Here is a 25,131-nt window from a genome sequence, read left to right as displayed (position 1 = left end):
TCTAGAATTCATCAAATTCGTTGCCTGTGTCGCTGGTTTCTTTTTTGCCGCCAGCGCCAGTGAATCTTGTGCGGCTGAGCGGATCTAGGCCAAGCAGTGAGCCCATCCGAGCCATTTGGCTGACGCAGTCGTTTCGAACTCCCACGGCGGGGTGCTTTTTGATGCCGTCGGCCGTGGGTGCGGTGATACCTTCCTCTGTAATCATTCGGTCAGCTTGAAGCATCATGCTGAACGCGTTGCAGTAAGACAGCAGGACGGGCGCATCTTCTGGCTCCATGCAGCCGCGCTTAATCAGGATGGCGCTCTGTTGTTTCCAAATGCTGACAGCGAATTCATCGCGCAGTTGAACGGGTGGCGCAATTCGTGTGATTGAGCTGTTTGTCTGCGGCGGCCGGTTCTTTTTTCGACCTCCGCCCGCGGATCTCACTGATGTGCCCACTGTCGATTACCCCGTCAGAAAATATTTCTTATTTCGCGCGCAAAAAAATACACTTAAGAGAGGCGGTCGAGCACGCGAAAAGCTGTGGACTTTAGACCCCCCCCCTCCCGCTCATCGTGTGCGACGCAGACCGCGGACTGACTCGTCTTGAGTTTTGATCTTGTGACAGGGCCAGCATATGGCTTGAAGGTTGCTATCATCATCTGTTCCGCCTTCCGCTTTGTTGATGATGTGGTCAACCGATGATGCGGCCGTGATTCGCCCTTGACCGATGCATACCTGGCATAAGCCCTTGTCGCGTTTGAGTATGCGGACCCTTCTCTTTCTCCACATCCCACCATAGCCACGCTCTGTGCTGCTGCCGCGGCGGTCGTCTTCCCAGTTGCTGGCCAGCGCCTTATGCTCACCGCAGTACCCGTGCCGCTCGGTGGACAAACTCTCGCACCGTGGGTTGCGGCAAGGCTTAGGGGTGCGCGGGGGCATTGGCATTCCCTCGTAATAGGTGTTTATTTACGGTGCTACTTGCTGCCGTCTGCCGGCGGATAGTTTCGACCAGCTGCTCGTCATTCATCCTCGGTTGCCCATTCTCTGAGCAGTACCTTGTCGCCGTTACAGACTCTAAGCGCGGATTTCAGTTGTCCTGCGTACTCGGCAACGTGCGCCCACTCGGTGCCGATGTACTCAGGTACCGGGCATTCAGCGAGCAGGAAGGCTGGTGGGTGTAGGTAAACAGTGTTGGTCTTATAGATCGTCTGTGGGCTTGCGCAGCCAGTCACCAACAGCAGCAGGGTGAGGCTCACTGGCACACTGATTGTCTTTGAGCGCGTCATGCAGTGCCTGCCTTGCTTGAGTCAGCTTTGATTCTGCGGTTTTGCGTGATTCGATGTGCCGCCTTGCCAGCTCGTCGCGGCTGATGAGTTCTTCCTGCAGCGTATCGGCAACGGCTTTCTGGCTTTCTGCACTATCTGCAAGCTGCGAATTGATTTGATTCAGGCGCTCAGTTTCGCCTGCAAGATCCTGGTTATCGGCATAAAGCCACCAGATGACCGCGCCCATGGCTAGAAAGGATGCCCCGGCAACCGCGTACACGACCATCTTGACTCGCCCTGTCAGCATGCCCAGCATTATGATTTGCCCTTAACGGCTTCCACAGCGTTGCCGCAGTAGTAGTAAAGGAGGTTTGCGCTAAACACCCATGCCAGAGTTTGCGCCAGTGGCACAATGTCGGCGCTTATGCTGCCGATTATGATCTGGCCGAGGATGACGTAAAGGCCCAGCAGACTGGCGTAGGCCATCATTCGGCGATGAAACCACCACTGGTTAGGATTTGGGTGGCTATCGGTCACTTTCTATAATCCGGTCGAGCTTTGAGTTGATCGTTCGCAGGTCAGTTTTTAGCTCATCGAACTTCTTTTCAGTGCGCCCCTGGTCGATAACTCTGCTCTGCTGAATATATTGAACGCTTAGCTCGACCTTGCTAATGCGCTCATCCTGTGCCGATAGCCGCTGCACGCCGGCATAAGCTATGCCAAGAAGCGCCAGGATTACGGCAATAGGTATCCCTTTGTCGATGTGCCAGCCACGGCGACCAGTATCATCCATCGGCAGTCTCGCCAGTCCGCATAATCTCCGACAGCTCAACGGCGCGCGCACCGACTTGATTGGCCCACTTTGAATCAAGCATTTCTCGTGCGGCGGCGGCGTACTTCTGTTTTCCGATAGCTTTCCACATGCGCTTGAAGTGCATCAGGCCGTTAAAGCCAAGGTTAAAGCACATATTTGCGATAACGGTCTGACGTATTGAGTCCAGCGAGCGGTATTCGTCAACTTCATTCAGCTGCAGTTCAACTTTGTCGATGTCGTTTTTAAGCATAAGCTCTGCTTCGCCGCGGCTTATTCCGACATCATCGAGGTTTCGACCAAAGCCCACCGTGAGTTTCCCAACGGTGTCGAGGTAGGGTTTTAAGCGCAGGCCTTCATGGCGTTCAAGCTGCGATGTAAGTAGCCGGCGATCCATAAAAGCTCCGGGAATAAAAAAGGCCCAAAAGGGGCCAAGGTGCGGCGTAGCTGACCGCGTGGAGATGTTCGGGGCACAAAAAAACCCGCGAGGTTTGTGGCCTGCGGGCTTTGGTGGCTCTTTCGAGCAAGTGCAGATAGTGTGCGCTGTAATCAGAAAGCTGTCAATACTTACAGGCTGTATGAATTAACAGGTAAATAATTTAGTTTTGTGTGTATTTAAGTGTTGCAGGTAATAGTTTTGTGTGTACAATAGTAATCGTCAAGCAAATACACGAAAAGGACTAAAAAATGTACAACAGCGAATTTGTGGTATTCAGTCAAGCATTAGACGATAACGCCGTTGATCTCGGTTATGAAAGCGGTAAAGACATGGTGTGGGATTGCGTTAGCAGCCAGTTTCCCGGATCTGATCACAACGAAATTCAACAGCTTGTCGATGCTTTGATTGTGGTTATGGAAGAGGCTCGGTCTACATCTCCGGCAATGGTTTCTAACAACTTTAGAGCCGAATGGAACAAAGAAATAAAACGGAGAGCAAAAGAGGTTACTAATTACAGAAAGCTTTTTGAAAAAGGGGGCGTCGAAGCAATTGCGGAAGTCGAAAAACGTGATGCGGAAAAAGAGTATGCGAAAAACAGCCGTTTTTACGACAGCGCAGAAGCTCTTGCAGAAAGTTACACGCTAAGAGCGTTAGCGCTGATCGGCGTAAAAAAATGAACAGCAAAAAAGAAAAGCGCCCAAACCACCGCCCCCGCGAAATGGAAGGGGGCAAGCGCCGCAACGTCTACATCGACGCCGAGAGCTGGCGACTGGCTCAGGAGTTGGGCGATGGCAACGGCAGCGAAGGTATTCGCCGCGCTATCCAGATAGCGAGTAAGCGCCCTACGCCAGCGTAACGACTCCAAAACCCTGAGCATCAGCGGCGAAGCAGCCAAGGCGATTGCCGATTACCAGCAACGCCACGGATTGCCGAACCGATCAGCAGCTATTATTCGTGCCACTTTACAGGAATTAATTATGAGCCAATCACAAGAAATCTACCGGCCCAGTTCGAGCTTCAAGGGTACAAAATTTCGAGTCATGAGCGATGGCGTAAACGTCCGAATCCAGCGCCAGTCTCCAGACAGCCAATCTTACAGGACGACAAACGAAATTAGCCTGAGCGAGTGGGAGGAATTCTACCGCAAGCATGATCTGGACAATAACGACGACCCTCACCCAATCGCCGTACTGTCCCGCCCTGACCCATTTGAATGAGCCGCGCAACGAACGAGCCGCTACCTAAGCGGCTTTTTTCCGCACCCCCGCCATAAAACCCTCAAGCCGCGAATAGGCACTGCTCACACGCTGCACAAAAGCGCCCACTTTACAGCCTGCCTCATGCGCACACGCGGCATCATCCCACAGAATATAAACTGGCTTATCTTTCTCAAACGGATCAATGGCTTTCGCTTTCGTGCGACCCCTGAACGCTCTATCCAGCACAAGCGCCTGCCGCTGCTCCGGTTTTAGTTCCTTCATCAAATCCTGAGCCTGCGCGAAGTCCTCCGGCCACTTTTGCATCCGGTCACAGATGCCGGGCATTTTATCGACGCCGTAATACGCTGATGACTGCGGTATCTCGCCTTCGAAATCGGCTATTTTGCCGCTGACGCCGATGCCCTGCCACGCCAGATCCTGCTCGCAAGCCAAAGCGACAACGATAAACCGATCCACCACTTTCTCCGCTTTTATTCGTACCGCCTTGCTTTCCGGTGTGCGCTCAGTCATCGCCATAAATCAGCCCCTCAGACGGTTAAATAATGCCCGTATCGCCACTTGCTCACCCTGCCCTTCACGCTGCCAGTCGGGCATATCGAAGCCCTCAAAGCGTGCACCAAACCTGTCTTTGCAGCTCTTTGCAGCTCTTTGCAGCCTCTTTGATGGGCTCGCCAGTCAACATTGTGCAGGGCTGGCCGGCGACGATTGCGATTAGTCCGATCACTCCACAGGCTCGTATGTGGCCTCGAAAATATCCTGCTTGCATGGGTATCGTTCACCCTTTATGCCTGTAATTATCCAGTCGCCAGGGCAGACGACATGCCCGCCCTCAAGTGTGTCGATCCATCCGTGGACGTTCATCACCTGACCGCAATGGCGGCAGTCGTCCAACCCGGAATATCGGCGAACTACATTCCCTTCAGTTTGAAATGGGTGCTGCCCAGCATCTCGGTTGTCAACTACTACCGCGTCATCTTCTGGGTGGTCGCCGTTCTTAAACCATTGGGTCGCATCAATAACTACTGGCTTCTTTCTAAATTTCATCGCCCTTTCTCCACTTCCAGTAAGCGCTCATACTGAGCCTGCGATTGATAGGTGATCTTTATGTGTGCTGGTAACTCGTCCCATCTAGTCATAACCCCACCATCTCTCTGACTTCCATCACGGTCACACGCACACCGCGCAGTGTCGTAGGGCGGGGTTTTCATACCTCATCCCCAGCCGTAAACGGCGCCGCGTTCAATTTCCGCTTAGCCGGCTGGTGCCAAATGTCACGTGTTTTAGGCTCAAGCGTGAGTGGCGCAGTCCGGGTGCACGAAATCATTTCTAGCTCTCCCACGTGCATGCCATTGTGCATGGGCAGCTGGCGCTCGCAGCCCGGGCACGGAATATTCATAATGCCACCTTCTCTTTTTCTCGCTGCCAGCGAATCCTTAGGCCGTGTGCCAAGGAGCATTTATTTCCGCAGAATTTGCCCATCCCTATCTTGATCTGCCCAAATCGAGGCATGAACTCGCAGCCACACTCTTTGCACTTTCGAGTTCTGGCTTTTTTTTCTAGATCGCCAAGCCTGTTTTTTTGCTCGTGCGGAAGTAGCCCCAAAGCTTCGCCAACAGGCCAGTTGCGGCGAATTCTCGTCAGTATTGTGTTGGATTTGACGCCGGTTTCTTCCTCCCACTCAGCAAGGCATTTGGTTGCACCGTTGAACGTCAGCCTGTGGTTTGATCGGCGATTCCTTTGCTGCTCTTTGCGGGACGCCCAGCGAAAATTTCCGGGCCCGTATCCCGCGTCGTTCTCAATGCGATCTATTGTCGCGCCGGGAAACGGCTTATCGCCCACGTCTGAATAAAACAGGTCAAAGTCTCTCCATCTATCACAAACGGTTATCCCTCTGCCTCCGTACTGGGGGTATTTCGCGTTTCGCTCATTGGTGCAGCGCTGGATCATGGACGACCAAATCTTATAGATCCCCATGACTTCTGTTCTTTTTATCTTGGTCGGTCTAGTCACTATCACAGCTCCCCGGCGCTAACGGCCTTCGCAATCGTCCTTACGACCCACTCAAACTGACGAGCCCATAAGTCGGGGCTTTCGTGGATTTCATTGTGGTGCTCTCGACAAACCGGCATGGCCAGCAGATCGGGGGCCGTCATCCCCATGCCACTAAGGCCGGCGCCGATTATGTGGTGAGGGTCATCTGCCGGCCTCTGGCAAATTACGCAAGGCTGTGTCTTCACCCAGTCTAGGTAAGAGCGATTGTCGCCCGCCCGAGGCTTACGCTTCGCCCGCCGTTTCATTGGCGTCTTCGCCTTAAGTTCTGCCCTAGCTTTCAGCGGTGTCTTGCGGTTAAGGGTCATAATCACTCCACATTGCCTGCGTTAAAGCGAGGTTTAACGGCTGTTGCCGGTTTGTTTTTGTCCAGCTGGTCCACTTTTCCGCCAGCTTTTAAAAACGCTGCGACATCGCGTTCGATCTTTTCCCGTTTAGCCTGCGTGGCTTGGCTGGCCATCGTTTCGATTCTCACAATCAATCTCCGTGGTACCTCTGACCGCCTGGGCCATATCCCCGGCCGTTGTCTTGTTTGGCCTGCTCTAGCAGCTGGCGCCGTAATTCGTTGTTCTCTTCATGCAGACGGTTCAACCGCAAGCGCAGCTGAATCACCATATTTTCGGGTGCCAGAGCCTCGCCTGTTTCGTTGTCGACCAAGCCAGTCGCGTTGCAGTCGTGGCATGGCATTTGATGAAAAAGGCCTTGAATCATTCCGCTGGCTTTGCAGGTCGGGCACGATTTCAGTGGGCAGATCTGCTGGCGGAAGCTGGGGCCGGTCCGTTTATTCACGCCGCGGCCCCATTGCCAATGGCCGCAATGACTCCGGCAAGCGCAAAAAAGGCGAAGAACGCCGAAAACCAATAGGTTAGATTTCTGAATGAGTGGTCGCACAGAAACGAAGCGATCAAGATATGAAGCATCAGATCCCATGTGACAATCACGCCATACCTCCCAGACGCTTAACCTGTCCGGACACGCAAGATTCCAGGTATTTCTGGGTACCCCGCTGGCTAATCTGCGCAATGCCGAGGTCGCCGCCGGCCTGGTAAACCTGTCGGGCTTTCTCCGCATCGCCAATCAAGGCGGGTTCATCACCGGCATGGCCACGGCCAAACGTGTCAGTCAGGCTGTTCTCATGCTCGCAGGTTCCGATCAGTTTTCGCGGGAACGTTGCCGGGAGCTGAACGGTGAATCCCTGGTAAAGCTTCAGGAATTTGTTTTGCAGGAATGGGTATTCTTTGCCGCTCGTAAGGGCAAGCTTCTGCCAGCCACCCAGGCGCTCGATAGCGGCGTGAATCTTGGGGTCGTCAAACACTACTGAGCGATGGCTGCCGACACAGCGCACAGCTAAATCCACTTTTGCCCAGGCTTCACCGGCAGACGACTGGCTGTTACCGGAGATGTGCTTGATAACGTCCGCCGGCTTCGGGGCAAACTGCCCGGTGTCTGGGTTGCGAATATGCGCAGTAACGCCGTGGCTCACATCACTGATGCTGTAGTGCTGAAGCGCTTCGAAGGACAGCTCAAGCATCGATTCGGTAACCGATCGACCGTAAAGGGCATAGGCGCCGGTCCAAACGTCCTGGAACTCGAAGCGGTCTTGGTCATTCATGGTTGTACACCTCGCCTGCTGGCTGGCCCATTGACTTGCGGGCGGCCCATGCAGTGCCTACCGCCTTGTTTTGTTCTTCGATTTGCTGTGATCGGTTCGCGGCTGGTAATGCCGCGTCACGGTCACGGTTGCGCTGAGTGACCAGCTGGCTCCACTTTTCGCGAAGTTTGCAGGGGCTTTGGACGTTGGAAGACCAGAACGCGTGCTTCCGGCACCAGGCGAACAGGGCCTTGATGTGAACGGGCTTGCGGTTGTCACACTCACGCATCAAGCGAACGCTGTTTGCCCAGCTGGCTATGTTGGGCTTCCGTGGGCGATCGTCACCCAGCTGCTCGGAAATGCTGACCCACATCCACTGCGCCAGCTCCAGATCTTCAGCCGTTCCCCAGTGCTTGCCGCTTTGAATCGCTGCTTCTGGCCGTTTTGGTTCGCTTTCAGGCTCAGGAGGTTCAACTACGATTGGCTCAACAGTGTCCGGCCGATCAGGTCCGGACGTTTCTTCTGCCGTAATCTCTGAAGTAGTCTCTGTAGTAATCTCTGTAATAGATTGGCGCTTTCCGCCAGCCCTGTTTGGCGCTTTCGTACATTCTTGATTGGCGGATTCCGCCATTCTGGAAGTCGTACCCGTACAAACTTGATTGGCGGATTCCGCCATTCTGGCGGCGAGCCCTGATAGCGCTACTTCCAGAGCATCGGTGTTCACGCGGAAATAAAGCTTGGCGGGAACTCCGCGGCGATCTTCAGACAGAAAGCCAGCCTGAACCAACCGTTTGCGCGCAGTCTCTTGTTCACGCCGGCCAAGGCCCGTTTCCTGCTGCCATTCGGCCTGTGATTTGTAAAACCAACCATCCGTGCGATTAGTACGGCTGCGCCAGTAACAGCATTGGGAGAGCATCAGGGCACCGGTAACACCCACGCCAAGGTCAACGTAGGCACGGTGAAACGCGATGGGTCGGCTTAATAGATCGATGGTGCTCACTCCAGCCCGCCTTGTAGGTTATTAACCGCCCACTTGCCCGCAACCCAGTTGATGCCCTTAGGGGTGAACTTAGCGCCGTTGTAGGCGTGGTCATTCTTGGCAACACCAGCGCGCACCACGAAGCGGCCAGCGTCCATGTGCTGCTGGTATGGAGTCCACTCGCCGCCAAGTTTGTACATGATTCCTTTTTCTTCCAGGAAGGCACGAAATTTGAATTCATTAACGCCCAATAGCTTGGCGACCTGGCGGAAGCCTTTAGAGCCAGTCTCGGCCGTGACGTACCGGTCAACGAACTCGATAGCGGGCTTTGCCTGCTCCAGCAGAGATAGTGCTACCTGCTTGCGCTCCATCTCGTCAGCCCAGGCACGAGCAGCAATGGCGGGGTTGCTGAAATCGGGCAGGGCGGGTACGTTTGATTCCAGCTCACGCCACCGGTCGACAATGGCAGCGCGGTACCGGATGTTGTAGCCAGCAATCAGAATGTCGCACTCGCGGCGAGGCAGGCTGAAGCACGGTAGCGTGCGGCCGGTGCTGTCTTTGTACTGAGCCGAAAAACCGGCTGATTGAATTTCGAGCTCTTCCAGCATCTTTCGGATGTCGGTTAGAACGTGCTTGTGATCCTTTTCGCACAACCCGGCAATGTCACGGCTGCTCATTGTCGGTTCGTTGTTCTTGCTGCTTAAAATTAAACCTGTCATTATTAACTCCTGCTTTTGATTACCCGCCGAGGTGTTTGCGCACCGTTTGAGGCGGTTTTCTCGTTTTAGGCCGAGGGGGCCTTTGTTGTAATCACTACTCTCACTTCACCGCCCACCACTACTTCATCGCGTTTCAAGGACGGGTGAATCCGAAAGTGGCAATCATCAATTCCAAGTGCGCCCGCCAGGCCATCGCGTCCCGACTTAAATGCAGCGATCACGTTGTCGTCATCACGAGCCAGGCGGTTCGGCGGGTAGAAATCTATAAAAACGTGCAACTCATAGCCGCCAGCCACAAGATCGCCTAGGGCTTTCACATCCCACTTGCCGGCCCGAATGTACTCCAGCGCAGTCATCCTGCAGTCGTAGCGGTACCGCTTAGCAGCCTTGGCCTTCTTTGACCAGTGGACTCTGGCGTTCGGGCTTAGCGCCTTGGTGGGCCAGGGAAGAATGATTTGGAATTTGTCTGGCATTGCCTGCTCCGTCTGCGCATTTCGAAAACTGTATTAACGTGACGTGTCACGTTCTATCTGTACTGCTCTGGACATTCCGCCAGCCTTGTCTTGCGCTGTTCTTTGTCCGTGCCTGCTGCAACGTAGGCGTTCCACTCACCCAGTGAGTTCATTTGGGTTTAAAAAGAGCCAGGCTTTGCAATTGAACGCACTGCGGCCATAAATCCTTTTTGCAGATCCGTTTTTGCTATCGCCACCCACCGTTGATCCAGTGAAGCGTTTGCCTGCAATTCCTCAATCAGAGACCCAGCTTCTTCCGCCTTCGCCTTAACTGCGTTCATGGCGTCGATTTCTTGTTGTGATAAATCTCGGTATCCGGTGATCTTCTTGTGCTGGTTATCCATTACGCTCTCCGGTTTTTTGGTTGTAGGCTGTTTCTGAAACAAGAACTGTTCTGTGTCCGTTATGTGTCGGGCTACTTACGATTCGGCTATCTTCCAGGGCGTCTATTAAGTTGCCTGCGCGCATATAACCAATCTTTAACTTGCGCTGAACCATGCTGAGTGAGGCGCGCTGTTCCCTGATAACGAGAGCCTTTGCTTCGCAAAAAAAAGGGTCGGCGCTTGATTCGTGATTGCTTTTATCCATGCTGCACCTGGTGGTTAGATGGTTCGGTTTGCAGCTTTCCGCTGGATCCGCTGCTGCCGCGCGCTGATAACGCCTGATCGACGGTCTGCGCGATCACGACTGCGCTTGGTGTTTGCGCGAAATGTCCCAAGTGCTGCGCTGTCGTGGATGCACTTGCCGACCTCTCTTTTGGCCGTGAACCCGCCGCCGTAGACTTCTGAAGCTGCATGAAATGGCTGAATCGCCAAAGCCGCTGCAGTTGCTGAAAGAAGCATTCGTCTCATTGCTGTTCCTCCCCAAATAAGTTGTCAGGCCAGATTTGCGACATGGCCTAGGTCGTACGCATTCACTATTTCGTCTTGGCTAAGTTGCTGTTGCTCTGGCGGTGTTACATGACTTCTCTTCCGAGTAGGTTGAAATCAGCCTCATGTGTAATCCGGCTATGCCGTCACTGCCAAAGGGCCAGTTTCACGCCATGGCCCAGGGCGACAAGTTCCGCAACTGTCATTGCGTTGATGTGGTGGATGAGGCTGGCGCGAATCCCTCGCCGATCTATGAGGGCCGTGGCCCGTGATGGAACTAGGTTCCGATCTGTCTCGCATCAGCCTGCACATTCACCGCATCTGCGAAGGACTCACGCGGGATTAACCCGTCACACGCTTCCGGCTTGCGTGGGAGCCCTTCCAGGTGCGGACTCGTAACGTGAGTCACTCGGCAAATCACCCGGGTTGTGCAAGGTCACGCGTTGTTCTGCGTGGTGGACACTTCGAGCTTTGCTGCTGCGGTTATTCGCTTCCGGCTCCCATACCAGTTGCTCTATGACACCCACCTACAGCTGGGGGCTGGCCGACTAATGCCGCGGGCCAGGCGCGGTGTGCAAAACACTGTACAAATAGCCACCACCGTTCAGGGCGGTATGTTTCGTGACTGAAAACGGTTTAATGGAAACCATCACGCAGCCTCTCCTGGCTCTTTGCCAGCAGGGAGGCCGTCGGTGGGGTTCGGGTAAACATCGGGGCGCAACTCGTGTGGCGTGATCTGCCAGCCAGTAGCCGCACAAACGGAGATAACGTTAACCGGAGAAACTTGCCGGATGCCGTTTCGGTAGTGCTTGACGGCCGGTAATGAGACCTCAAGCTTTTTGGCGGACTCTTCGAGGCCAACCATTAGGATGTACGCGCGTATGTTCATGAGGGATACGATATGTATACGCAGGCTTTCAGTCAAGCCCTAATGGATACAAAAAGTGTCATTGCCAACATAGATACATTGCGTACCATTCAAATTATGAAAACTTGGCAGGACCGTGCCCGGTCAATAATGGAAAAAGACAATATCACCCAGGAGCACATCACCGGTGTACTTGGAGTTTCTACGCGCGGCGCTGTTGGGCATTACTTCCAGGGGCGCCGGAAAGCATCAGTTGAGCAGCTGAAAGATTTAGCCGACTTTCTTGATGTGAGATTTTCTTGGCTAATATCAGGCGAAGAGCCGGTAAAAAAATCTCTATTGTTATCTGCAGAAGTAGTGGAAGCCGGCAAAGCCGACTTCAACCTATCTGGCCAGCCCTACGTCCCGGGTACTGAAAATCCGCCAGCGATTGTCCCTCCTGAGTTTACTGCTCTTCTGTCCAAGGCTTCCCCGCGCTCCCATAAGCAGCTATTGAGAATTTTTGAAGCGGCTGCTGATGGACGGCTTTCCGAAGCCGATATCAACCTAATCAACCAGATCGCAGAAAGGATCGCAACTAAGGAGTAAAAGGCTATGGAGGCTATTGGGTTTGCGACCCTGTACACGAAACCACGGCGGCTTGAAGGGCAGGATAACGTGTCTGAAGTGTGGGTAGCCGATGCCCTCACGCATGAAGGTGATGTTCGCCTTTACGTCAAAAAAACCAGCAAAGAAGAAATTATGGCTGAGTGCCTGGCTTCGCTGTTGGCTAAATCGCTTGGGTTGCCGGTGGCGAAAGCTTACATCGTAACTGACCCGGGAGACCTGCTTGGGGGAGGGGTGTTTGCAGGAAGTGAAGACGCGGGCGCGCCTTCTATCAAACAATGGTTGAATCTTCACGACCAGACTGTATTAAAAATGTTGGCCGGCTGGAAAAAATTGCACGAAGTCGCTCTGTTTGACGAGTGGATTGCAAATCCAGACCGTCAAGGCGGTAATCTGCTATGGGGCGGAGGCGAAGAATGGGTTTTAATCGATCACGCCATGGCCCTTTGGTCTGCCCTCGGGAAACCTCACCCTGACATGCCCTTCCAGAATATTCTGGCGGGATTCATCAGCGATATCGAAAAAGACATGGGGCCTGCCCGTCTACGCCAGCTAAGTGGTGAATTTGCTGAAAGGTGTAGTGAAATTGATCACGAACTGATTATTAACGCTTCGCAAAGTCAGCACATTGGCATGTATGAGCGGTGTGAAGTTACGCTATCATCGTTAGAGACTCGTCTTTCTATGCTGCCTGCTCTGTTGTCCAGGCACGGTAACCAAGCGGACTTTTTGCCATGATCACCCAAAGCTCCCCTTTTCCCCAGTTGCCTGAATACCAAGCCGACGGCATGGCCGTATTCATGGAACCTATAGCGGGCTCCGGGGAGCGGATTTGCGTGGCTGTTGCTGCCCAGGGTGTCGATAGAGCGTACCAGGTTGTGCCTGTGGTGAGAGATGAGACAGCCAAGTGCATGCTCGGGCACGCAGGTCCAGGCTTTATGGAGATGGTGGGCTTGGTTGTTCGCAGCCTTGAAGAACAGCTTAAACAAGGGATTCCACTGAGTATGTGGACACCACCTATGTCTGGCGTGCACTCCGGCGAGACAAGAACTGGGCGGGTAGTAGACCTGACTATGATGCTGCGCACGATGGCAAGGAACAGCGCGTTTCTAAGCCGTATGGCAGATTTTACGGCAGATGATGAACAAGAGACCCCTGTTTCAGATCGCTGGCTTACCCAAGTGAAAGAGGCTATGGCCGTAAATCACCCCGATCTGGTTTGCAACTTTAGCCGAAAGCTTCAGCTTTATAACGGGGGCTCCCCGACCACGTTTGATTATGTTGGCGGCAATTACGCTGCTCAGCTGTCACGAATTTTACCCGGCAATTCACTTTCCACTTACAACCGGGTTGCGAAAGCCAAGATGTGGGAGTTGATTTCCCTGCGCGATAAAGGCCACTCAGGGCTGTTCGAGCTGGAAGGTTTTGAACTGATCCTATATCGCCCAGGAAAGAACGATCCGAGCTTCAGCGAAAGCGAGATTAATCGAGTGTATGAGGTGTTTCATGAGCTGGAAGAAGAGGCCGACACTCAGGCCCTTCGCATTCACGGCGTAGCCAGCCCCGAATCTGCCGTACAGCATATTCTTATGGGCGAAGCTGCTTGATTGGCGCCGCTCAGATAAACAACAACGTTTAAGGGACTAAACAATGAAGAACAGCACCAAATCTGAAAGCGCCAAATACCCAGCGTTGCGCATTATTGCGGCTTGGTACAAAGCCCTGGGCCTTGTGGTTGGCGGCATATTAATCATCGTAGGCGCTGTATCGGGCTGGCAAGACGAGAGTTTCGTGGCTTTTATAAGCTGGGGATCCGCTGGGGTGATTTTTATTATTCTGGCGGTATCAATCGCCGAGATAATTCAAGTGTTTTTAGATACCGAGCGCAGCACACGCGATAGTGCGGGTTATCTGCAGCGGCTGGTTGAGCTGCAAGCTAAACCACAACCGTCGGCACCTGCACGAGCAACGCCAGCAGTGCGAGTAAGGAGACCACCAGAGCCACAGCCAGCAACACCTTCACAAGCTGACTCCATCAAGGTACTGATTCGCGGGCTGCATGAAGACGGTCTGACGGAAGAACAGATTGTGAAGGAGCTGCAGAGCGAAAATATATCTACCTTAGATGGCGCCAACGGCTGGACCTCCAGTGCAGTTCGCAAGGTTCTTTCGAAAGAATAGACCGCCAGCCTACACACCGAAGCGCGGAGCGCCATGACCGAGACACGGAAAGCCTCACACCTACGCATACTGCAACACGGGCCCAGCGGACCATCCGACTATTACGCTGTAAAGTACCTGGTTGACTCTGGGCTGGCGGATGCTCACATTCGGCTGTCTTACTTGCAAGAAGATTATGGACAGGTGGTTGACGTGGTTTGGATCGGTGCTACAGCGTCAGGGCAGGACTACATTGAAGAGCTTGCTGTCGATCACGTCCCCTATGATGTTGCCGGTGAACACCATAAATATCAGCAACCACGGCTTAATGCAGACCGGGCGGTTGAGCCACCCAAGAACCATAGCGATAGGCTGAAACAAGCGCTTGGAAAAACCAGTACGCAAGTGCTGCTGGTTATTGGCGGAATTATTGTTACGGTAATGGGCAGCGTAGCCGACAACGCTGTGACCCGGTTCCTGTCGCTTCATTTCGAGTTCTTCCGGTAACGGGCGCCTATGCCCTGAATACCGTCAACAGTAGCCTAACGCGAGGCTTGGCTGCAACCTGCGAGACCTACAAAGCCCGACTCCATAACCCGCCACTGAGCGGGCTTTTTCTTATCCGCAATAATCCGCCAGCATTAAGCTCCAAGTTCCCGCTGTGCTGACATTGCCAAAAAGGCAGACCGGCTCATGTGGCGGATCTTGGCCTCGTCATCAATACGTCGCAGCAAGCCTTCTGGCAAGCTTACGTTCAGCCGCACAGACTTTGTTCTAAGCTTGCCAGTGTCAATATCCACCATCATCCAAATGCCGCCTTGGTAATCTGGGCTGCCCATCAGTTTTCCTAGCGAGGTGGGCGCTGGCACAGCCATATCCTCATCTTCGCAGTGCAACTCTACCGCTTCTTGAATGTTACCCGCCAGCGCGTCCCAGTTGTCCGCCGCTGAAAAGCAGCCGGGGAAGTCTGGCACTTCGGCGCCATGGGCGTGTGTGTCGTCGCCTGTGTGTACGTAAACGGGGAATAACATAATTACCTCCAATCCCATCCTGCTTGCCTGTAGATGCTGCGCAGAGTACCCAGCGGCATATCCTTTCGCGGGTGCGGCACCACTACGTGTCCGGGCTTTTCCGGGTGCTTGAACTTTTCGTGGTCACCTTTGCCGCCCACTTTCACCCAGCCTTCCGCCTTCAATCGTTTGATAATGTCTGCGCTTTTCATGTTGTGTACTATTACACAACACCGAATGGCCGGCAAGTTTACAGCCATTCGCCACCCCGAATGACTCCCCAGTTACCGGTGCGCTCCAGCTGACCATATTTCAGGGCGCCGAATTGGGGAGAAATAAAAACACAAATAAAAGATACAAAATGTATTGACTGTATAGATACATATTGTATACGCTAGACCCATAACGTTGATCAGGGAGACAACATCATGGGACGCAAACTTAAACCAACATACCCACGCATGCTCGTAGAGCTGGCGGACACCACACTTTTACCGCCACGCCGTGGCCAGGTCGTTATGCTCGCCGCTCGCGGAATGAGCGCCAAAGAAATTGCCCGGGATCTGGGCATCTCGCCAGACACCGTTTCGTGGCACCTCGACGAAGCCAAAGACCAGTTTCACGCCAGCAGCAGAGTGGATCTGATTAGCCAGGGCTGGATGGCGGGCCTGTTCCGCGCTCGCATGCTGACTTGGGCCTTGATGGTTTTCGCCATGGCACCAGCGCTGCGCAGTCGTCCCTCATCAATCAGTTCATCACGCCCACCGGTGACCGCCAGCCGTATCGGTCGCACCCAAATCAGCTCTCAGTTCGCATAAGCAGGAGAATCACCATGGCAACAATCACTCTAGAACTTCCAGATACCACACCCGTCATGTCAATCATCCAGTTCGCCAACTCTCTGGGTTGTGACTCACAGCTGGCCGGCGCTAACCACTTCCGTTTCAAACCACGTGAGCAGCCCGCCAGTGCAGGGCGCGTTGTCGCCTTCCGCTTAGCCAGAGCCGCGGTAAACGGGCAGTCAACACCTCCTGGTGCAGCATGATCGCCTACGAGCGCTTGCAGAAGCTGATCACTCTGGCCGCCAGTGAGCCCTCACAGATCGCTGAAAGCCAAATGTGGCCTTGGTGTGAGCTGGTAACAGTCGAAATTATCCAGGGCTGCCCGATGTATTTCGTGGGTGACGACGAAGTGAACGCGACTGCAGCAGCGGATGCCCTGGATAACAAGCCACAGCCAAAAGCAGGTGTTGCGTGATGGGCCGGTTCATCAGCTTTGGTGACTGGCAAGCGATGGCCAAGCAAGGCCTTAAAGACTCAGATATGAGCATTGAGTGCGAGGCGTGCGATGGCCAGGGCGAATCTGAACAGTATTGCGATTGCTGCGGTTCAGAGTCCGAACGCGAGTGTGAAGATTGCAGCGGTACAGGGCTTGTTGTGTTTTCCGAGAGCGGCGCCCGGGTACACCCAAATTTAACGTTCAGGACATACGTGACTCACGTTACTAAGGACATCAAAAAAGCCTGTGTTCTTGCTCGCTGGGATTTTCTGGACGTGGCAGCAGAGTTTTTTAAAGAGCAACGCCTTTGGGCAAACGGACAACGATAAACCAATTGGAGAAACAGGATGTTGATATTAACGCGCAGGCCAGGTGAAACCCTGGTGATGAAAACCGAAAGCGGTGAATTGATCAATGTGACCGTATTGGGCGTGAAGGCTAGCCAGGTACGGATCGGAGTGGATGCGCCCAAAACGGTTGCTGTTAATCGCGAAGAAATCCATATCAAGAAAGAAGCGGAGCGTTTGTCATGAGCCTTTTCGACCCCTGGCAAACCGTCAGCAACATGGCCCATGAAGCCCGCAAGAACGGCGGTTACGCAACGCTGCCCACACCAGACGGTCACCGCCTGCTGAAGTTGTGGCGTATGGGGCCGGTAACGCGTTTTTTTATCGGCGCTGAAGAAGTGGCAGGCCCTGAGTTTGCGGACGAAGTGCAGGCTCAATACCACGCTTGGCAGCATCAACAGGAGATGAAGCACGGATTCCCGGGAGTCACAGGCTTTGTTGACGACTGCGATTTGCAAGCCACAGAGCTCACAAAGCGCGAGTTGGCCGAAGTGCATTGCCTTGCAGCCCTTCTAAGTAACGGTACAGAAGAGTATCGGGCAGTTGACGACGCCATTCTGGCCGTGTCGGTCTTAATGGATAAGTGGGCGGAGCGCGAGACCGATGCCTAAATCACGCAGCCGCGGCAAGGGAGTTGGCAGCATGAGAAACATAGCGATGGTGCTAGACGACGTTCCCGATGTAAGCGGCTACAGCGTTGAGCAGGTTACCAAGCTGGTACGCGATGTGGGCGTTGCTTACTTCCACGGCAGCGGCTGCGTTGTTTTGAACAACGGCTCATGGCTGCAGCCGGAACAGTGGAAGCTGCAGCTGGAACAAATGATCGACGATTGCGAAACGGGGGATGAGAGCGATGGCCACTAATTTGAGCGACTTGAACGAAGTGCTGTTCGCCCAGCTGGGCAGGCTGAACAACGACGCGCTGGAAGGCGATGACCTGGAACGCGAATTGCGCCGGAGTTCAGGCGTTACCAGCCTGAGCAAAGAGATTGTGTCCAATGCCCGGCTGGTGCTGGACGGAGAAAAACACCGTAAGGAATTCGGCATTGGTTACAAGTTGCCGAAAGTTCTGGAAAGCAAGGAGTAAGCCGTGAACACGCAACCCTACCGCCAGCCCTGGACGGCACAGCAAGACGAATGGCTGGCCCAGCTGCACCCAAACCGATCAAACGCGGAAGTGGCGCAAGTGATGGGCCGCAAGGTGCTGTCTGTGCGCAACCGCGCTGTGAAGCTGGGCTTGAAAAAGTCGCCAGAGTACCTGGAGCGCGAAAAGCCTGGGTGCTTTCGGGAAGGCCACAGCAGCTGGAACAAAAGCATGGCGTTCGAAGCCGGCGGCCGATCTTCGGAAACCCAGTTTAAGGCCGGTGGTGTGCCACCGAACACCCAGCCGATCGGCACCGAAGTGGTCGACAGCTACGGTTACCGCAAACGAAAAGTGCGAGACGACGCGCCCCGGGGACGGGCTGATAAAAACTGGCGGTTTGTGCACGTGTTGGTATGGGAAGAAAACAACGGGCCTTTGCCCAAAGGCCACATCGTGCGATTTCGTGACCTGGACGGCAGCAACATTGCGCCGGGCAATTTAGTGGCGGTGAGCCGTGCCGAGCATGCCGTAATAAATCGGTGGATGGCCATGGGCGAACTACCGGCAGGCGGGCTGGATGTGCTGATTACGATGGCACAAATCAAGATAGCCGCCAGCCGGCGGAGTAAGGAGTTAGCAGAATGCTGAATCAAGCGACACGGAAAATGGCGGTCCAGCTGCTTGGCACATCCGCAAGTGATTGTGAGTGCACCATGTTGCTGGCTGCTCAAAACCGGCCAATGGCCGCTCTGGAGCAAGTGGCTTTTTTGCTGCAGCTGATGAACATCAGCGGGCAAGAGAAAAAAGCACACCGCCTGGCGTTGGTGAAAGCAGGGCGGGCAGCACTAAAGAAGTTGGGAGAACTCTGATGGCACTCACACCCGCACAACGTAAGCGCCGCCAGCGCGAAAGCGAGAAAGCCCTGGGCATGAAACCTTTCCGCATGGATTTGGCCGCCAGCGAGCGAGCAGCCATTGAAGTCGGGGCGCAGGCAGGCGGATACGAAGACCAAACCGAGTACCTGCTAGATCTGGTTTACAAAGATCGTGACACGTCACAAAAGGAACAAACTGAATGAAGACGTTAATCAAACCAACACTGTGCATCTACCACGGCAACTGCTCTGACGGCTTCGGGGCGGCCCTGGTTGTTTGGATGCGGTATGGCGAAAGCGTGACGTTTCACGCGGGCCAGTACGGGCAGCAGCCACCAGATTGCACCGGCCATAACGTGATGCTGGTCGACTTCTCCTACAAGTTGCCAGAGCTGCAGCAAATCATCGAGCAAGCCAACAGCGTGACCATTCTGGACCACCACAAAACCGCCCAAGCGGATATTCAGCCGCTGCTGGACATGGGCACAATCCACGGCGAATTCGATATGAGCCGCTCCGGCGCTGCGATGACCTGGGACTGGTGCTATCCAGCCGTAGAGCGCCCACGCTTGATCGACATTATTCAAGATCGCGACTTGTGGCAGTTCCAGCTGCACGGTACCGAAGCCATAAGCGCAGCGCTGTTTTCGTACCGCCAAGATTTTGTTGTGTGGAGCGAGCTGCTGTCAGCGCTGGAAACCGGCGAGGGCTGGGACGAAATCTATACCTTAGGCTGTGCACTGCTGCGCAAACACAGCAAAGACGTAACTCAGCTGATCGAGCAAACACAGCGGCGCATGACCATTGGCGGCTATGACGTGCCCGTAGCCAACCTGCCTTATATGTTTGCGTCAGACGCCGGCAACATCATGAGCGAAGGTGAGCCCTTCGCCGCCAGCTACTACGACACCGCCAGCAAGCGCAAATTCAGCCTGCGCGCACAGAAAAATGGCGTCGACGTTAGCGAGATTGCCAGGCAATACGGCGGTGGTGGCCATGCTGCGGCTGCGGGCTTTGAAATGCCGATCGGTTGGGAGGGTGAGATCAGCGCCAGTTGTCCGGAAATTCCGGACGGCTCAGGCAGCGCCCTTGGGTTCACTGCCCTCTGCCACAGCAAGTCCCGGCAGATCGGGAAACCTGTTGGCTTTTTAGTCGAAAATGAAGCCGGTGGACTTGCAGCAGTGCACAACCTCGGGCGCGTTACGTGGCTTGATGATTGTGTTGCCGGGCCGGTTGAGAAGGCAGCCAGCGCACAGGATGGCGGGGAACCGGTGGCATGGCTTTGTGTCTACCCGGATGGTTCAGCGTTCGGCGCGGTTACTGAGCAGCGCTCAGTTGATGTTTGGATCCGTCGAGAATCCGATGGCCGAACTGTCTGCCCGCTCTACACCCACCCGCCCAGCGCCGAAGTTGTAAAGGAGCATGAGCGCAAGGCCCACCATCGCGGACAGGCAGAAATCATTGAGCGTATGTGCCAGATCATTAACGGCCTTCTTGATGGAAAATTTGTGCCTAGATATGGCTTGCTTGAGCCTTGGAAAACTACGCATGAGCGGCTAACGGAAAGGCTTTCTAGTCCGACCAGCGCCGTGGTGCCGGAATGGATGCACGGAATATCCGAAGGCATTAAAACCCAGAACAACAGGATTACTGCTGACCCGCTGTTCGTTGTTTTTCAAAAGCACGAAATAGTCGTTGACGAGGATTACGACTATGACCGCATATCGTGGGGAAATTCGGATGGCGAGGCTGACGACGAAGTTCAAGCCCGGCTAGATGAAATGCGGTCAGACCCTGATAGCGACTTCTTTATGGATAACGAGATAGAGCTACATGACGAAGACACTGGTATTGAGGATTTTCGGCGCTGCGCCCTGAAAGAAATCGAAGAGTTTGTAACAGCCTGCTTCACCGAGGCCGGCGCTAACGATTATCTGGCTGTTAATGGGCACAACTTGAGAAAGCCGTTTGTGTACGTGACTTCTCTGTACCGAAACGAAGAAATGAAACGCCTCCGCGGATGGCTAATGCAGCTACCACCAGAGCAGGAGCAAGAATGATGAGTGATAGTAGAGAAGCGTTTGAAAAGTACACCTTGATACCTGCTAATGCAGAGTTTTGCGACAAACATCAGATGTACAAACACAAGCAATACAAGGGCGTGATTGTTCACCCAATAAATGAGCTTTGGGAATCGTTTTGTGAAGGCGTTGAATGGCAATCAACCAAACCCGAGTTCACAGCGTTATGCCACAGCAAGGCCCGAAGGATCGGGACCCCTGTCGGTCTACTGGTCAAGAGTGAGGCCGGAAGCCTGGCAGCGGTGCATAACCTGGGCCGCGTGACCTGGCTGGATGATTGTGTTGCTGGGCCTGTTGAGAGAGAAGCCAGCGCACAGGATGGCGGGGAGGTGGTGGCGTGGATGCACAACAACCCCGAACGCTGTGATGTAATTCATACCAAAGTAAAGGACTTCATCACTAAAGCTAGCCCTTTGAATCACCGACCTATGAGCCCCGCCGAGCATTACACAATCCCGCTCTACACCAACCCACCCAGTGCCGTGGTGCCGGAGGATGAAGTTTCGCTGCAAGATGCGGCAAACAAGGTCTGCCAGCATTTACCGAAAAACATGGTGCTTTCACTGTGTATGGAAAATGGCGCGGCATGGGTCGAGCTTGGCGTTGATAGAATTGGCAGCGTCGAACTTCCAGATTCTGCCGACAAGACATTGATTAATCAAATTAATGACGCCTTATGTTTTGCTATTGGATGGAATGGTGATCTGGTAAAGCAGGAGCAAGAATCATGATTGATCTAACTGGAAGCATTGAGACAGACGATATGTCCCTATGCCCATTATGCGATAAGCCAATTTTAAATTACGAAGAGATAAGCATTTTTTCAGCCCACGGCATGGTTGGACTAATCCATAAAGGCTGTGCTGAGGAGCAAGAATCATGAAAGATTACCTACTGGTGAGAGGGTCAATCGTCAGGTTTCTGCTCGGGGAAGAGGGCGAGTTCGACCGCCCACCCGGAGAGGGCCCATTCTGGTGGCGCAACGTTTTGCGTAACGGAGTGGTTGGGTACCACGAAGCAGAAACAGAGCAGCTACTTGCACTGGAGTCAGAGCGTGACGCGCTCCAGGCGCGAGTGGCCGAACTCGTGACGGCCCTGCAGGATGCCGTGGACATTATCCAAGTGGATGCCAACACAGAGCAAAACTATGGCTCGCTGTGTCGCATGGGTAGCGTGCTGGCAAAAGTCAATGCTGACAAGGCTGGAGGTGGTGTATGAGCAACTTTAAAACTTGTGATCAACTGGTAGAGCACTTCGACGAGAACACGAAGCACTTAATAGACAGCGACACTTACGATCTGATCCGCATTACATGGGAAGCAGCAAGCGCCGCCATGGGTGATGAGAACAAGTGTATAAAATCAGAGCGTGACGCGTTTCAATCGCAAGTGGTTAATCTGGAGAAAATCGCAAAGCGCCTGATTTTTGATTTTGAGCACTACGAAAACGGAGAGCCGCACATTGACGACATACACAATATTGTTGCTGATGCTCGGAAGTTGATTGAAAAGGCGGAAGTTGATGATGAGCACTAAATACAAAAGCAGCAAAGACGTTCCACTTAACGTAATCACAGCGCGACTAGAGGAATTGGTGGACGCGATAATCAGGCCGGGCGAATTTAATGACAACGAATTCACGATGCGCATACCCGCAGAGTGTGACCGTGATGCCGATTTAGTTATCTCTGAGGCCGGAAGACGGCTTAACGCGATTCAGGCACAAGTTTCTAAGCTTGAGTTAGAAGAAGAAGGCGCAAAAGAAGCATTTGCAGTGGTCGCTGACAGTAATGAATTGCTTAGGGCCCAGGTATCCAAGATGGACAGCGCCCTTAATTTAATGAGGCATGAGCTTGATCGGGCACGGCACGCCGAGTCCAACAAGGCATGCCTAGGCCGACACTTTGGAGGTAGTGTATGAGCGACTTTAAAAGAGAAGCAAGATACTACGTAATCAAGCAGAAAAACCTGACCGAAGAACAGGACACAGCGCTTTGCGATCTACTGTCAACCTATCAAGTAGCGTGCACGGACTGTGTGGTGGTAGAGAAAGACTGGCTAAATTATGAGCACACGTGGAAAACAATTCAGGATGTTGTGTCGGAAAAATTCTGCGATCCGTATGAAGAAATTTATCAGCTAAAGGGTCAGCTTGAGCAGGCCCAGGCGCGGCTACAGTCAGTGCATGCTGACTTACTAGAGATTCATCGTGTCACTGCTCATGTTGCTGGGTGGACTGGTGAGCCTTTAAGGGAGGAGCACCTGACAGTTAGGCGTGTTAAAGAGATGTCTATCTGGCTCAACAGGACCGTGCAAGAACTCGATCGGAGTCGGGCGCGGGTGGCTGAGCTTGAGCACAGAGAAGATGCGATGTGCGACCTGCATTACGCAAATGGAGCGAAGCAGGGTTTCTCATGGGGCCAGGTGTCAGACGAGAATGCGCTGCATCAGTGCGTATCCGCTCGCATGTCGGAAGGTGTGAGTGAGTTGGTCGAGTTGCGCAAGGCAGGAGGTGGCGTATGAGTGAAAAATGCGATAGCTGCAGCGCAGAATACGAGGCCATCTATTGGGTTCCGGAGCATGTCTGGCAGAAGATAAAGCCAAAACAGGACGGGTTTGGCGGGCTGCTGTGTATTGAGTGCGCTCACTCCCGTGCGATTTCTGCGGGGCACGTCCTGCGGTTTTCCGGTTCGGATAATGGGTGGGGCAGCGATGAGTAAGCTACACGAAAGCAAAGGCAAAAAGGGTGGCCGCTGCAACGTAACGACCTGTCAGCAGCCAGGCGCGTGGTATTTCAACAAATCAACCCGCGCGCATTACTGCGAGAGCTGCGCAAAGGAGATCAACTGGCCAGGCGGTAGAGCAAGCTGCATGGAGATTTACGGGACACCTCTATTGTGTGAGCTGGACAAGCACCAAACCGACAAGGCCGGAGGTGGTGAGTGATGGGCAAACTAATGGAGCTGGCAGAATGGCGAACCCGGCGATTTGCTGGCAATCCGCCACCGCTGCGCACATGTCAGCACTGGGCGGCGATGGGCGAAATACCTGCGGTTAAGCGCGGCAAGAAGTGGTTTGTGGATCTCGACAAAGAAGCCCAGCAAACCGGTAACTCACTTGTGGATGACATATTGAATGGCACCGCGAAAGCGTCTTAGGCGTAACCATGGGCTAGAGCCGAATCTGTACGCAAGCGATCTGCGCGGCGTGACTTATTTCAGCTACCGGCACCCGCAGACAGGCAAGCGCCACGGCATGGGCACGAATCGTCAGAAAGCCAATGCCGCGGCCCGGGTTCTGAATTCCCGGCTAATGGCGGCTGGCGACTTGGTTGGGGAGGTGATGGGCACGGCAGGCCATAACGTGGCGGCGCTGATTAAAGCGTATCGCACCGATGTGATCGAGGCGCAGCAGCTGGCGCCGGCCACGCTTCAGAACAAGGAATACCGGTTGAAGCGGTTTGAAAAGGATCTGGGGCGCTTAGCTGTGTTGGATATCGATGTGCGTGCAGTGGCTGAATACCTGAGCGACAATTTTAAGCGCGATAGCTATGTGAAGCATCGCGGGGCCCTGGCTGACTTGTTCAGGTTTGCGAAGACCAAAGGCTGGTACCCATCTGAGCGTGATAACCCGGCCGAGGTCACGTATTCAAAAACCGATTACGGCAAAGACCGCCAGCGCATGAACCTCGATCAATACCGGGCCATTCACGCGATCGCTCCGCACTGGATGCAGATTGCCATGGAGCTGGCGATTGTCACACTGCAGGGGCGGCACGAGGTTATCCATCTGAAATATGCGGATGAGACAGACGGCGCGCTATACATTACTCGGCAGAAGACTAAGAAAAACGAATGGGCGCATTTGCGGATCCCAGTCACGCCGGAGATCCGCGACATCATAAGCAGGTCGCGTGACGTGGTGGCTAGCCCGTTCGTTGTGCACCGGGCGCCGACGCGCAGAGTGAGGGCAGGGGGTCGCGAGCACTGGACCCAGCTAATGGCCAACAACTTCACCGAACAGTTCCGCACGCTAAGAGATCAGACAGGGTTGTTTGACGATATGCCGAAAGAGCAGCGGCCAACGTTTCACGAGATCCGATCTTTGGGTTCATGGCTTTACGAAAAAGCAGGGTACAGTCAGGGGTATGTGCAAGCGCTGATGGCTCACAGTGACGAGAAAATGACCGCGTATTACCAGGCAGGGCACGAACAAAAATGGATGACGGTGGCGGCTGAATTGAGTTTGAAATCGATACTGTATAAGTGAAACGTTTTACAACAGTATTACAACAATTTTACAACGGGGTTTTTCGAGGTCGTGCAAGTCATTGAAATAATGGTAGGACCAGGCAGATTTGAACTGCCGACCTCTGCCATGTCAAGGC

General features: G+C 53.9%; 52 protein-coding genes. 31 read left to right on the top strand and 21 right to left on the bottom strand.

From position 1 onward, the window contains the following. Position 1: 1 nt before the first annotated feature. The 6 genes from MIH18_RS23735 to MIH18_RS23710 all read right to left on the bottom strand — a co-directional run bounded on the left by MIH18_RS23735 (position 2) and on the right by MIH18_RS23710 (position 2,456). Complete coding sequence (locus tag MIH18_RS23735) at positions 2 to 439, bottom strand: phage terminase small subunit P27 family (RefSeq protein ID WP_249014834.1); 438 nt, start codon at positions 437 to 439, stop codon at positions 2 to 4. A gap of 111 nt (positions 440 to 550) precedes the next feature. Then, positions 551 to 922, bottom strand: a complete 372-nt coding sequence (locus MIH18_RS23730) for an HNH endonuclease signature motif containing protein (protein ID WP_249014833.1) — start codon at positions 920 to 922, stop codon at positions 551 to 553. Between the two features lie 258 nt (positions 923 to 1,180). Further along, positions 1,181 to 1,564, bottom strand: a complete 384-nt coding sequence (locus MIH18_RS23725) for a hypothetical protein (RefSeq protein WP_249014832.1) — start codon at positions 1,562 to 1,564, stop codon at positions 1,181 to 1,183. After that, positions 1,564 to 1,785: a hypothetical protein gene (locus MIH18_RS23720; RefSeq protein ID WP_249014902.1), complete on the bottom strand. Its 222-nt coding sequence runs from the start codon at positions 1,783 to 1,785 to the stop codon at positions 1,564 to 1,566. Before MIH18_RS23720 ends, MIH18_RS23725 begins: the two co-directional genes overlap by 1 nt. After that, positions 1,775 to 2,041, bottom strand: coding sequence for a hypothetical protein (locus MIH18_RS23715; protein WP_249014901.1), 267 nt, complete (start codon positions 2,039 to 2,041; stop codon positions 1,775 to 1,777). Before MIH18_RS23715 ends, MIH18_RS23720 begins: the two co-directional genes overlap by 11 nt. Next, complete coding sequence (locus MIH18_RS23710) at positions 2,034 to 2,456, bottom strand: glycoside hydrolase family protein (protein WP_249014900.1); 423 nt, start codon at positions 2,454 to 2,456, stop codon at positions 2,034 to 2,036. Before MIH18_RS23710 ends, MIH18_RS23715 begins: the two co-directional genes overlap by 8 nt. 290 nt (positions 2,457 to 2,746) lie before the next feature. Between MIH18_RS23710 and MIH18_RS23705 the strand changes: the two genes are divergently transcribed. The 3 genes from MIH18_RS23705 to MIH18_RS23695 all read left to right on the top strand — a co-directional run bounded on the left by MIH18_RS23705 (position 2,747) and on the right by MIH18_RS23695 (position 3,715). Continuing rightward, positions 2,747 to 3,175, top strand: a complete 429-nt coding sequence (locus MIH18_RS23705) for a hypothetical protein (RefSeq protein WP_249014899.1) — start codon at positions 2,747 to 2,749, stop codon at positions 3,173 to 3,175. After that, positions 3,172 to 3,354, top strand: a complete 183-nt coding sequence (locus MIH18_RS23700) for a hypothetical protein (RefSeq protein WP_249014898.1) — start codon at positions 3,172 to 3,174, stop codon at positions 3,352 to 3,354. Before MIH18_RS23705 ends, MIH18_RS23700 begins: the two co-directional genes overlap by 4 nt. A gap of 121 nt (positions 3,355 to 3,475) precedes the next feature. Further along, a complete protein-coding gene (locus tag MIH18_RS23695; RefSeq protein WP_249014897.1) occupies positions 3,476 to 3,715 on the top strand; it encodes a hypothetical protein in 240 nt (79 codons plus the stop codon). Between the two features lie 24 nt (positions 3,716 to 3,739). On the opposite strand, the gene MIH18_RS23690 is transcribed toward MIH18_RS23695, so the two are convergent. Further along, positions 3,740 to 4,234: a hypothetical protein gene (locus MIH18_RS23690; RefSeq protein WP_249014896.1), complete on the bottom strand. Its 495-nt coding sequence runs from the start codon at positions 4,232 to 4,234 to the stop codon at positions 3,740 to 3,742. A gap of 303 nt (positions 4,235 to 4,537) precedes the next feature. Here MIH18_RS23690 and MIH18_RS23685 point away from each other — a divergent pair, with 303 nt between their 5' ends. Next, complete coding sequence (locus tag MIH18_RS23685; RefSeq protein WP_249014895.1) at positions 4,538 to 4,798, top strand: hypothetical protein; 261 nt, start codon at positions 4,538 to 4,540, stop codon at positions 4,796 to 4,798. A gap of 312 nt (positions 4,799 to 5,110) precedes the next feature. Here the strand turns inward: MIH18_RS23685 and MIH18_RS23680 are convergent, their stop codons facing one another. The 11 genes from MIH18_RS23680 to MIH18_RS23630 form a co-directional block, all read right to left on the bottom strand. Next, entirely contained in the window at positions 5,111 to 5,728 is a 618-nt protein-coding gene (locus tag MIH18_RS23680; protein WP_249014894.1) for a hypothetical protein, read from the bottom strand. A 2-nt stretch (positions 5,729 to 5,730) separates the two neighbouring features. Beyond that, on the bottom strand, positions 5,731 to 6,075 hold the full coding sequence (locus MIH18_RS24090) for a DUF968 domain-containing protein (protein ID WP_349293820.1): 345 nt from the start codon (positions 6,073 to 6,075) through the stop codon (positions 5,731 to 5,733). Between the two features lie 2 nt (positions 6,076 to 6,077). Next, entirely contained in the window at positions 6,078 to 6,242 is a 165-nt protein-coding gene (locus MIH18_RS23670) for a hypothetical protein (RefSeq protein WP_249014893.1), read from the bottom strand. A 2-nt stretch (positions 6,243 to 6,244) separates the two neighbouring features. Beyond that, positions 6,245 to 6,556 (bottom strand): hypothetical protein, encoded by a 312-nt coding sequence (locus MIH18_RS23665; RefSeq protein ID WP_249014892.1) that lies wholly within the window; start codon positions 6,554 to 6,556, stop codon positions 6,245 to 6,247. Positions 6,557 to 6,704: 148 nt separating this feature from the next. Next, positions 6,705 to 7,379: a DUF6475 domain-containing protein gene (locus MIH18_RS23660; RefSeq protein ID WP_249014891.1), complete on the bottom strand. Its 675-nt coding sequence runs from the start codon at positions 7,377 to 7,379 to the stop codon at positions 6,705 to 6,707. Beyond that, positions 7,372 to 8,358: a replication protein O gene (locus tag MIH18_RS23655; protein WP_249014890.1), complete on the bottom strand. Its 987-nt coding sequence runs from the start codon at positions 8,356 to 8,358 to the stop codon at positions 7,372 to 7,374. The genes MIH18_RS23660 and MIH18_RS23655 overlap by 8 nt, the downstream gene beginning before the upstream one ends. Next, the gene (locus MIH18_RS23650; protein ID WP_249014889.1) at positions 8,355 to 9,056 is read right to left on the bottom strand and encodes a phage antirepressor KilAC domain-containing protein; all 702 of its coding nucleotides are present in this window, start codon (positions 9,054 to 9,056) and stop codon (positions 8,355 to 8,357) included. Before MIH18_RS23650 ends, MIH18_RS23655 begins: the two co-directional genes overlap by 4 nt. Before the next feature lie 65 nt (positions 9,057 to 9,121). Then, positions 9,122 to 9,529 carry an endodeoxyribonuclease RusA gene (locus tag MIH18_RS23645; protein WP_249014888.1) on the bottom strand — a complete coding sequence of 136 codons (408 nt, stop codon included), beginning with the start codon at positions 9,527 to 9,529 and terminating at the stop codon, positions 9,122 to 9,124. 158 nt (positions 9,530 to 9,687) lie between these two features. Continuing rightward, a complete protein-coding gene (locus MIH18_RS23640) occupies positions 9,688 to 9,912 on the bottom strand; it encodes a hypothetical protein (protein WP_249014887.1) in 225 nt (74 codons plus the stop codon). Next, the gene (locus MIH18_RS23635; RefSeq protein WP_249014886.1) at positions 9,905 to 10,156 is read right to left on the bottom strand and encodes a DNA translocase FtsK; all 252 of its coding nucleotides are present in this window, start codon (positions 10,154 to 10,156) and stop codon (positions 9,905 to 9,907) included. Before MIH18_RS23635 ends, MIH18_RS23640 begins: the two co-directional genes overlap by 8 nt. Positions 10,157 to 10,170: 14 nt before the next feature. Continuing rightward, a complete protein-coding gene (locus MIH18_RS23630; RefSeq protein ID WP_249014885.1) occupies positions 10,171 to 10,419 on the bottom strand; it encodes a hypothetical protein in 249 nt (82 codons plus the stop codon). 158 nt (positions 10,420 to 10,577) lie between these two features. On the opposite strand from MIH18_RS23630, the gene MIH18_RS23995 reads away from it, so the two are divergent. Beyond that, positions 10,578 to 10,709, top strand: coding sequence for a hypothetical protein (locus MIH18_RS23995; RefSeq protein ID WP_283164909.1), 132 nt, complete (start codon positions 10,578 to 10,580; stop codon positions 10,707 to 10,709). 377 nt (positions 10,710 to 11,086) lie between these two features. Here the strand turns inward: MIH18_RS23995 and MIH18_RS23625 are convergent, their stop codons facing one another. Further along, the gene (locus tag MIH18_RS23625; protein ID WP_249014884.1) at positions 11,087 to 11,326 is read right to left on the bottom strand and encodes a YdaS family helix-turn-helix protein; all 240 of its coding nucleotides are present in this window, start codon (positions 11,324 to 11,326) and stop codon (positions 11,087 to 11,089) included. 12 nt (positions 11,327 to 11,338) lie between these two features. On the opposite strand from MIH18_RS23625, the gene MIH18_RS23620 reads away from it, so the two are divergent. From MIH18_RS23620 to MIH18_RS23600, 5 genes are read left to right on the top strand one after another with little or no spacing between them, the layout of a single operon-like run. Then, positions 11,339 to 11,893, top strand: a complete 555-nt coding sequence (locus tag MIH18_RS23620; RefSeq protein WP_249014883.1) for a helix-turn-helix transcriptional regulator — start codon at positions 11,339 to 11,341, stop codon at positions 11,891 to 11,893. A 6-nt stretch (positions 11,894 to 11,899) separates the two neighbouring features. Further along, complete coding sequence (locus MIH18_RS23615) at positions 11,900 to 12,649, top strand: HipA family kinase (protein WP_249014882.1); 750 nt, start codon at positions 11,900 to 11,902, stop codon at positions 12,647 to 12,649. Further along, positions 12,646 to 13,518: a hypothetical protein gene (locus MIH18_RS23610; protein WP_249014881.1), complete on the top strand. Its 873-nt coding sequence runs from the start codon at positions 12,646 to 12,648 to the stop codon at positions 13,516 to 13,518. Before MIH18_RS23615 ends, MIH18_RS23610 begins: the two co-directional genes overlap by 4 nt. Before the next feature lie 43 nt (positions 13,519 to 13,561). Further along, on the top strand, positions 13,562 to 14,092 hold the full coding sequence (locus MIH18_RS23605) for a hypothetical protein (RefSeq protein WP_249014880.1): 531 nt from the start codon (positions 13,562 to 13,564) through the stop codon (positions 14,090 to 14,092). A gap of 33 nt (positions 14,093 to 14,125) precedes the next feature. Continuing rightward, a complete protein-coding gene (locus tag MIH18_RS23600; protein WP_249014879.1) occupies positions 14,126 to 14,578 on the top strand; it encodes a hypothetical protein in 453 nt (150 codons plus the stop codon). A gap of 134 nt (positions 14,579 to 14,712) precedes the next feature. Here MIH18_RS23600 and MIH18_RS23595 read toward each other — a convergent pair whose 3' ends face one another. Then, positions 14,713 to 15,102 carry a type II toxin-antitoxin system HicB family antitoxin gene (locus MIH18_RS23595; RefSeq protein ID WP_249014878.1) on the bottom strand — a complete coding sequence of 130 codons (390 nt, stop codon included), beginning with the start codon at positions 15,100 to 15,102 and terminating at the stop codon, positions 14,713 to 14,715. A gap of 2 nt (positions 15,103 to 15,104) precedes the next feature. After that, on the bottom strand, positions 15,105 to 15,293 hold the full coding sequence (locus MIH18_RS23590; protein WP_249014877.1) for a type II toxin-antitoxin system HicA family toxin: 189 nt from the start codon (positions 15,291 to 15,293) through the stop codon (positions 15,105 to 15,107). Positions 15,294 to 15,509: 216 nt separating this feature from the next. Between MIH18_RS23590 and MIH18_RS23585 the strand changes: the two genes are divergently transcribed. The 21 genes from MIH18_RS23585 to MIH18_RS23485 all read left to right on the top strand — a co-directional run bounded on the left by MIH18_RS23585 (position 15,510) and on the right by MIH18_RS23485 (position 25,013). Beyond that, the gene (locus MIH18_RS23585; protein ID WP_249014876.1) at positions 15,510 to 15,899 is read left to right on the top strand and encodes a helix-turn-helix transcriptional regulator; all 390 of its coding nucleotides are present in this window, start codon (positions 15,510 to 15,512) and stop codon (positions 15,897 to 15,899) included. Between the two features lie 14 nt (positions 15,900 to 15,913). Beyond that, the gene (locus MIH18_RS23580; RefSeq protein ID WP_249014875.1) at positions 15,914 to 16,126 is read left to right on the top strand and encodes a hypothetical protein; all 213 of its coding nucleotides are present in this window, start codon (positions 15,914 to 15,916) and stop codon (positions 16,124 to 16,126) included. After that, positions 16,123 to 16,338 carry a hypothetical protein gene (locus tag MIH18_RS23575; protein WP_249014874.1) on the top strand — a complete coding sequence of 72 codons (216 nt, stop codon included), beginning with the start codon at positions 16,123 to 16,125 and terminating at the stop codon, positions 16,336 to 16,338. The genes MIH18_RS23580 and MIH18_RS23575 overlap by 4 nt, the downstream gene beginning before the upstream one ends. After that, positions 16,338 to 16,688 (top strand): hypothetical protein, encoded by a 351-nt coding sequence (locus MIH18_RS23570; protein ID WP_249014873.1) that lies wholly within the window; start codon positions 16,338 to 16,340, stop codon positions 16,686 to 16,688. Before MIH18_RS23575 ends, MIH18_RS23570 begins: the two co-directional genes overlap by 1 nt. Positions 16,689 to 16,706: 18 nt before the next feature. Beyond that, entirely contained in the window at positions 16,707 to 16,892 is a 186-nt protein-coding gene (locus tag MIH18_RS23565; RefSeq protein ID WP_249014872.1) for a carbon storage regulator, read from the top strand. Then, positions 16,889 to 17,317, top strand: coding sequence for a hypothetical protein (locus MIH18_RS23560; RefSeq protein ID WP_249014871.1), 429 nt, complete (start codon positions 16,889 to 16,891; stop codon positions 17,315 to 17,317). The genes MIH18_RS23565 and MIH18_RS23560 overlap by 4 nt, the downstream gene beginning before the upstream one ends. Positions 17,318 to 17,348: 31 nt before the next feature. After that, on the top strand, positions 17,349 to 17,570 hold the full coding sequence (locus MIH18_RS23555; protein ID WP_249014870.1) for a hypothetical protein: 222 nt from the start codon (positions 17,349 to 17,351) through the stop codon (positions 17,568 to 17,570). Next, on the top strand, positions 17,560 to 17,793 hold the full coding sequence (locus tag MIH18_RS23550) for a hypothetical protein (RefSeq protein ID WP_249014869.1): 234 nt from the start codon (positions 17,560 to 17,562) through the stop codon (positions 17,791 to 17,793). Before MIH18_RS23555 ends, MIH18_RS23550 begins: the two co-directional genes overlap by 11 nt. A gap of 3 nt (positions 17,794 to 17,796) precedes the next feature. Continuing rightward, positions 17,797 to 18,438 (top strand): HNH endonuclease signature motif containing protein, encoded by a 642-nt coding sequence (locus tag MIH18_RS23545; protein WP_249014868.1) that lies wholly within the window; start codon positions 17,797 to 17,799, stop codon positions 18,436 to 18,438. Next, on the top strand, positions 18,432 to 18,659 hold the full coding sequence (locus MIH18_RS23540) for a hypothetical protein (RefSeq protein WP_249014867.1): 228 nt from the start codon (positions 18,432 to 18,434) through the stop codon (positions 18,657 to 18,659). The genes MIH18_RS23545 and MIH18_RS23540 overlap by 7 nt, the downstream gene beginning before the upstream one ends. Then, entirely contained in the window at positions 18,659 to 18,868 is a 210-nt protein-coding gene (locus tag MIH18_RS23535) for a hypothetical protein (RefSeq protein WP_249014866.1), read from the top strand. Before MIH18_RS23540 ends, MIH18_RS23535 begins: the two co-directional genes overlap by 1 nt. After that, on the top strand, positions 18,865 to 20,724 hold the full coding sequence (locus MIH18_RS23530) for a DHHA1 domain-containing protein (protein WP_249014865.1): 1,860 nt from the start codon (positions 18,865 to 18,867) through the stop codon (positions 20,722 to 20,724). Before MIH18_RS23535 ends, MIH18_RS23530 begins: the two co-directional genes overlap by 4 nt. Then, positions 20,721 to 21,476, top strand: a complete 756-nt coding sequence (locus MIH18_RS23525) for a hypothetical protein (RefSeq protein WP_249014864.1) — start codon at positions 20,721 to 20,723, stop codon at positions 21,474 to 21,476. Before MIH18_RS23530 ends, MIH18_RS23525 begins: the two co-directional genes overlap by 4 nt. After that, positions 21,473 to 21,628, top strand: coding sequence for a hypothetical protein (locus MIH18_RS23520; protein WP_249014863.1), 156 nt, complete (start codon positions 21,473 to 21,475; stop codon positions 21,626 to 21,628). The genes MIH18_RS23525 and MIH18_RS23520 overlap by 4 nt, the downstream gene beginning before the upstream one ends. Continuing rightward, on the top strand, positions 21,625 to 21,963 hold the full coding sequence (locus MIH18_RS23515) for a hypothetical protein (protein ID WP_249014862.1): 339 nt from the start codon (positions 21,625 to 21,627) through the stop codon (positions 21,961 to 21,963). The genes MIH18_RS23520 and MIH18_RS23515 overlap by 4 nt, the downstream gene beginning before the upstream one ends. Next, positions 21,960 to 22,280: a hypothetical protein gene (locus MIH18_RS23510; protein WP_249014861.1), complete on the top strand. Its 321-nt coding sequence runs from the start codon at positions 21,960 to 21,962 to the stop codon at positions 22,278 to 22,280. The genes MIH18_RS23515 and MIH18_RS23510 overlap by 4 nt, the downstream gene beginning before the upstream one ends. Continuing rightward, the gene (locus MIH18_RS23505) at positions 22,267 to 22,665 is read left to right on the top strand and encodes a hypothetical protein (RefSeq protein WP_249014860.1); all 399 of its coding nucleotides are present in this window, start codon (positions 22,267 to 22,269) and stop codon (positions 22,663 to 22,665) included. The genes MIH18_RS23510 and MIH18_RS23505 overlap by 14 nt, the downstream gene beginning before the upstream one ends. Next, positions 22,662 to 23,267 (top strand): hypothetical protein, encoded by a 606-nt coding sequence (locus tag MIH18_RS23500; RefSeq protein WP_249014859.1) that lies wholly within the window; start codon positions 22,662 to 22,664, stop codon positions 23,265 to 23,267. Before MIH18_RS23505 ends, MIH18_RS23500 begins: the two co-directional genes overlap by 4 nt. Then, on the top strand, positions 23,264 to 23,464 hold the full coding sequence (locus MIH18_RS23495; protein WP_249014858.1) for a hypothetical protein: 201 nt from the start codon (positions 23,264 to 23,266) through the stop codon (positions 23,462 to 23,464). Before MIH18_RS23500 ends, MIH18_RS23495 begins: the two co-directional genes overlap by 4 nt. A 225-nt stretch (positions 23,465 to 23,689) precedes the next feature. Next, positions 23,690 to 23,902 carry a DNA-binding protein gene (locus MIH18_RS23490; RefSeq protein ID WP_249014903.1) on the top strand — a complete coding sequence of 71 codons (213 nt, stop codon included), beginning with the start codon at positions 23,690 to 23,692 and terminating at the stop codon, positions 23,900 to 23,902. Next, complete coding sequence (locus MIH18_RS23485) at positions 23,880 to 25,013, top strand: phage integrase Arm DNA-binding domain-containing protein (RefSeq protein ID WP_249014857.1); 1,134 nt, start codon at positions 23,880 to 23,882, stop codon at positions 25,011 to 25,013. The genes MIH18_RS23490 and MIH18_RS23485 overlap by 23 nt, the downstream gene beginning before the upstream one ends. The last annotated feature ends 118 nt before the right edge of the window (positions 25,014 to 25,131 follow it).

The organism is Marinobacter sp. M3C, assembly GCF_023311895.1.
Lineage (GTDB): Bacteria > Pseudomonadota > Gammaproteobacteria > Pseudomonadales > Oleiphilaceae > Marinobacter.
The sequence above is the reverse complement of the archived record's forward strand: the minus strand, read 5'-3'. Positions and strand labels throughout refer to the sequence as shown.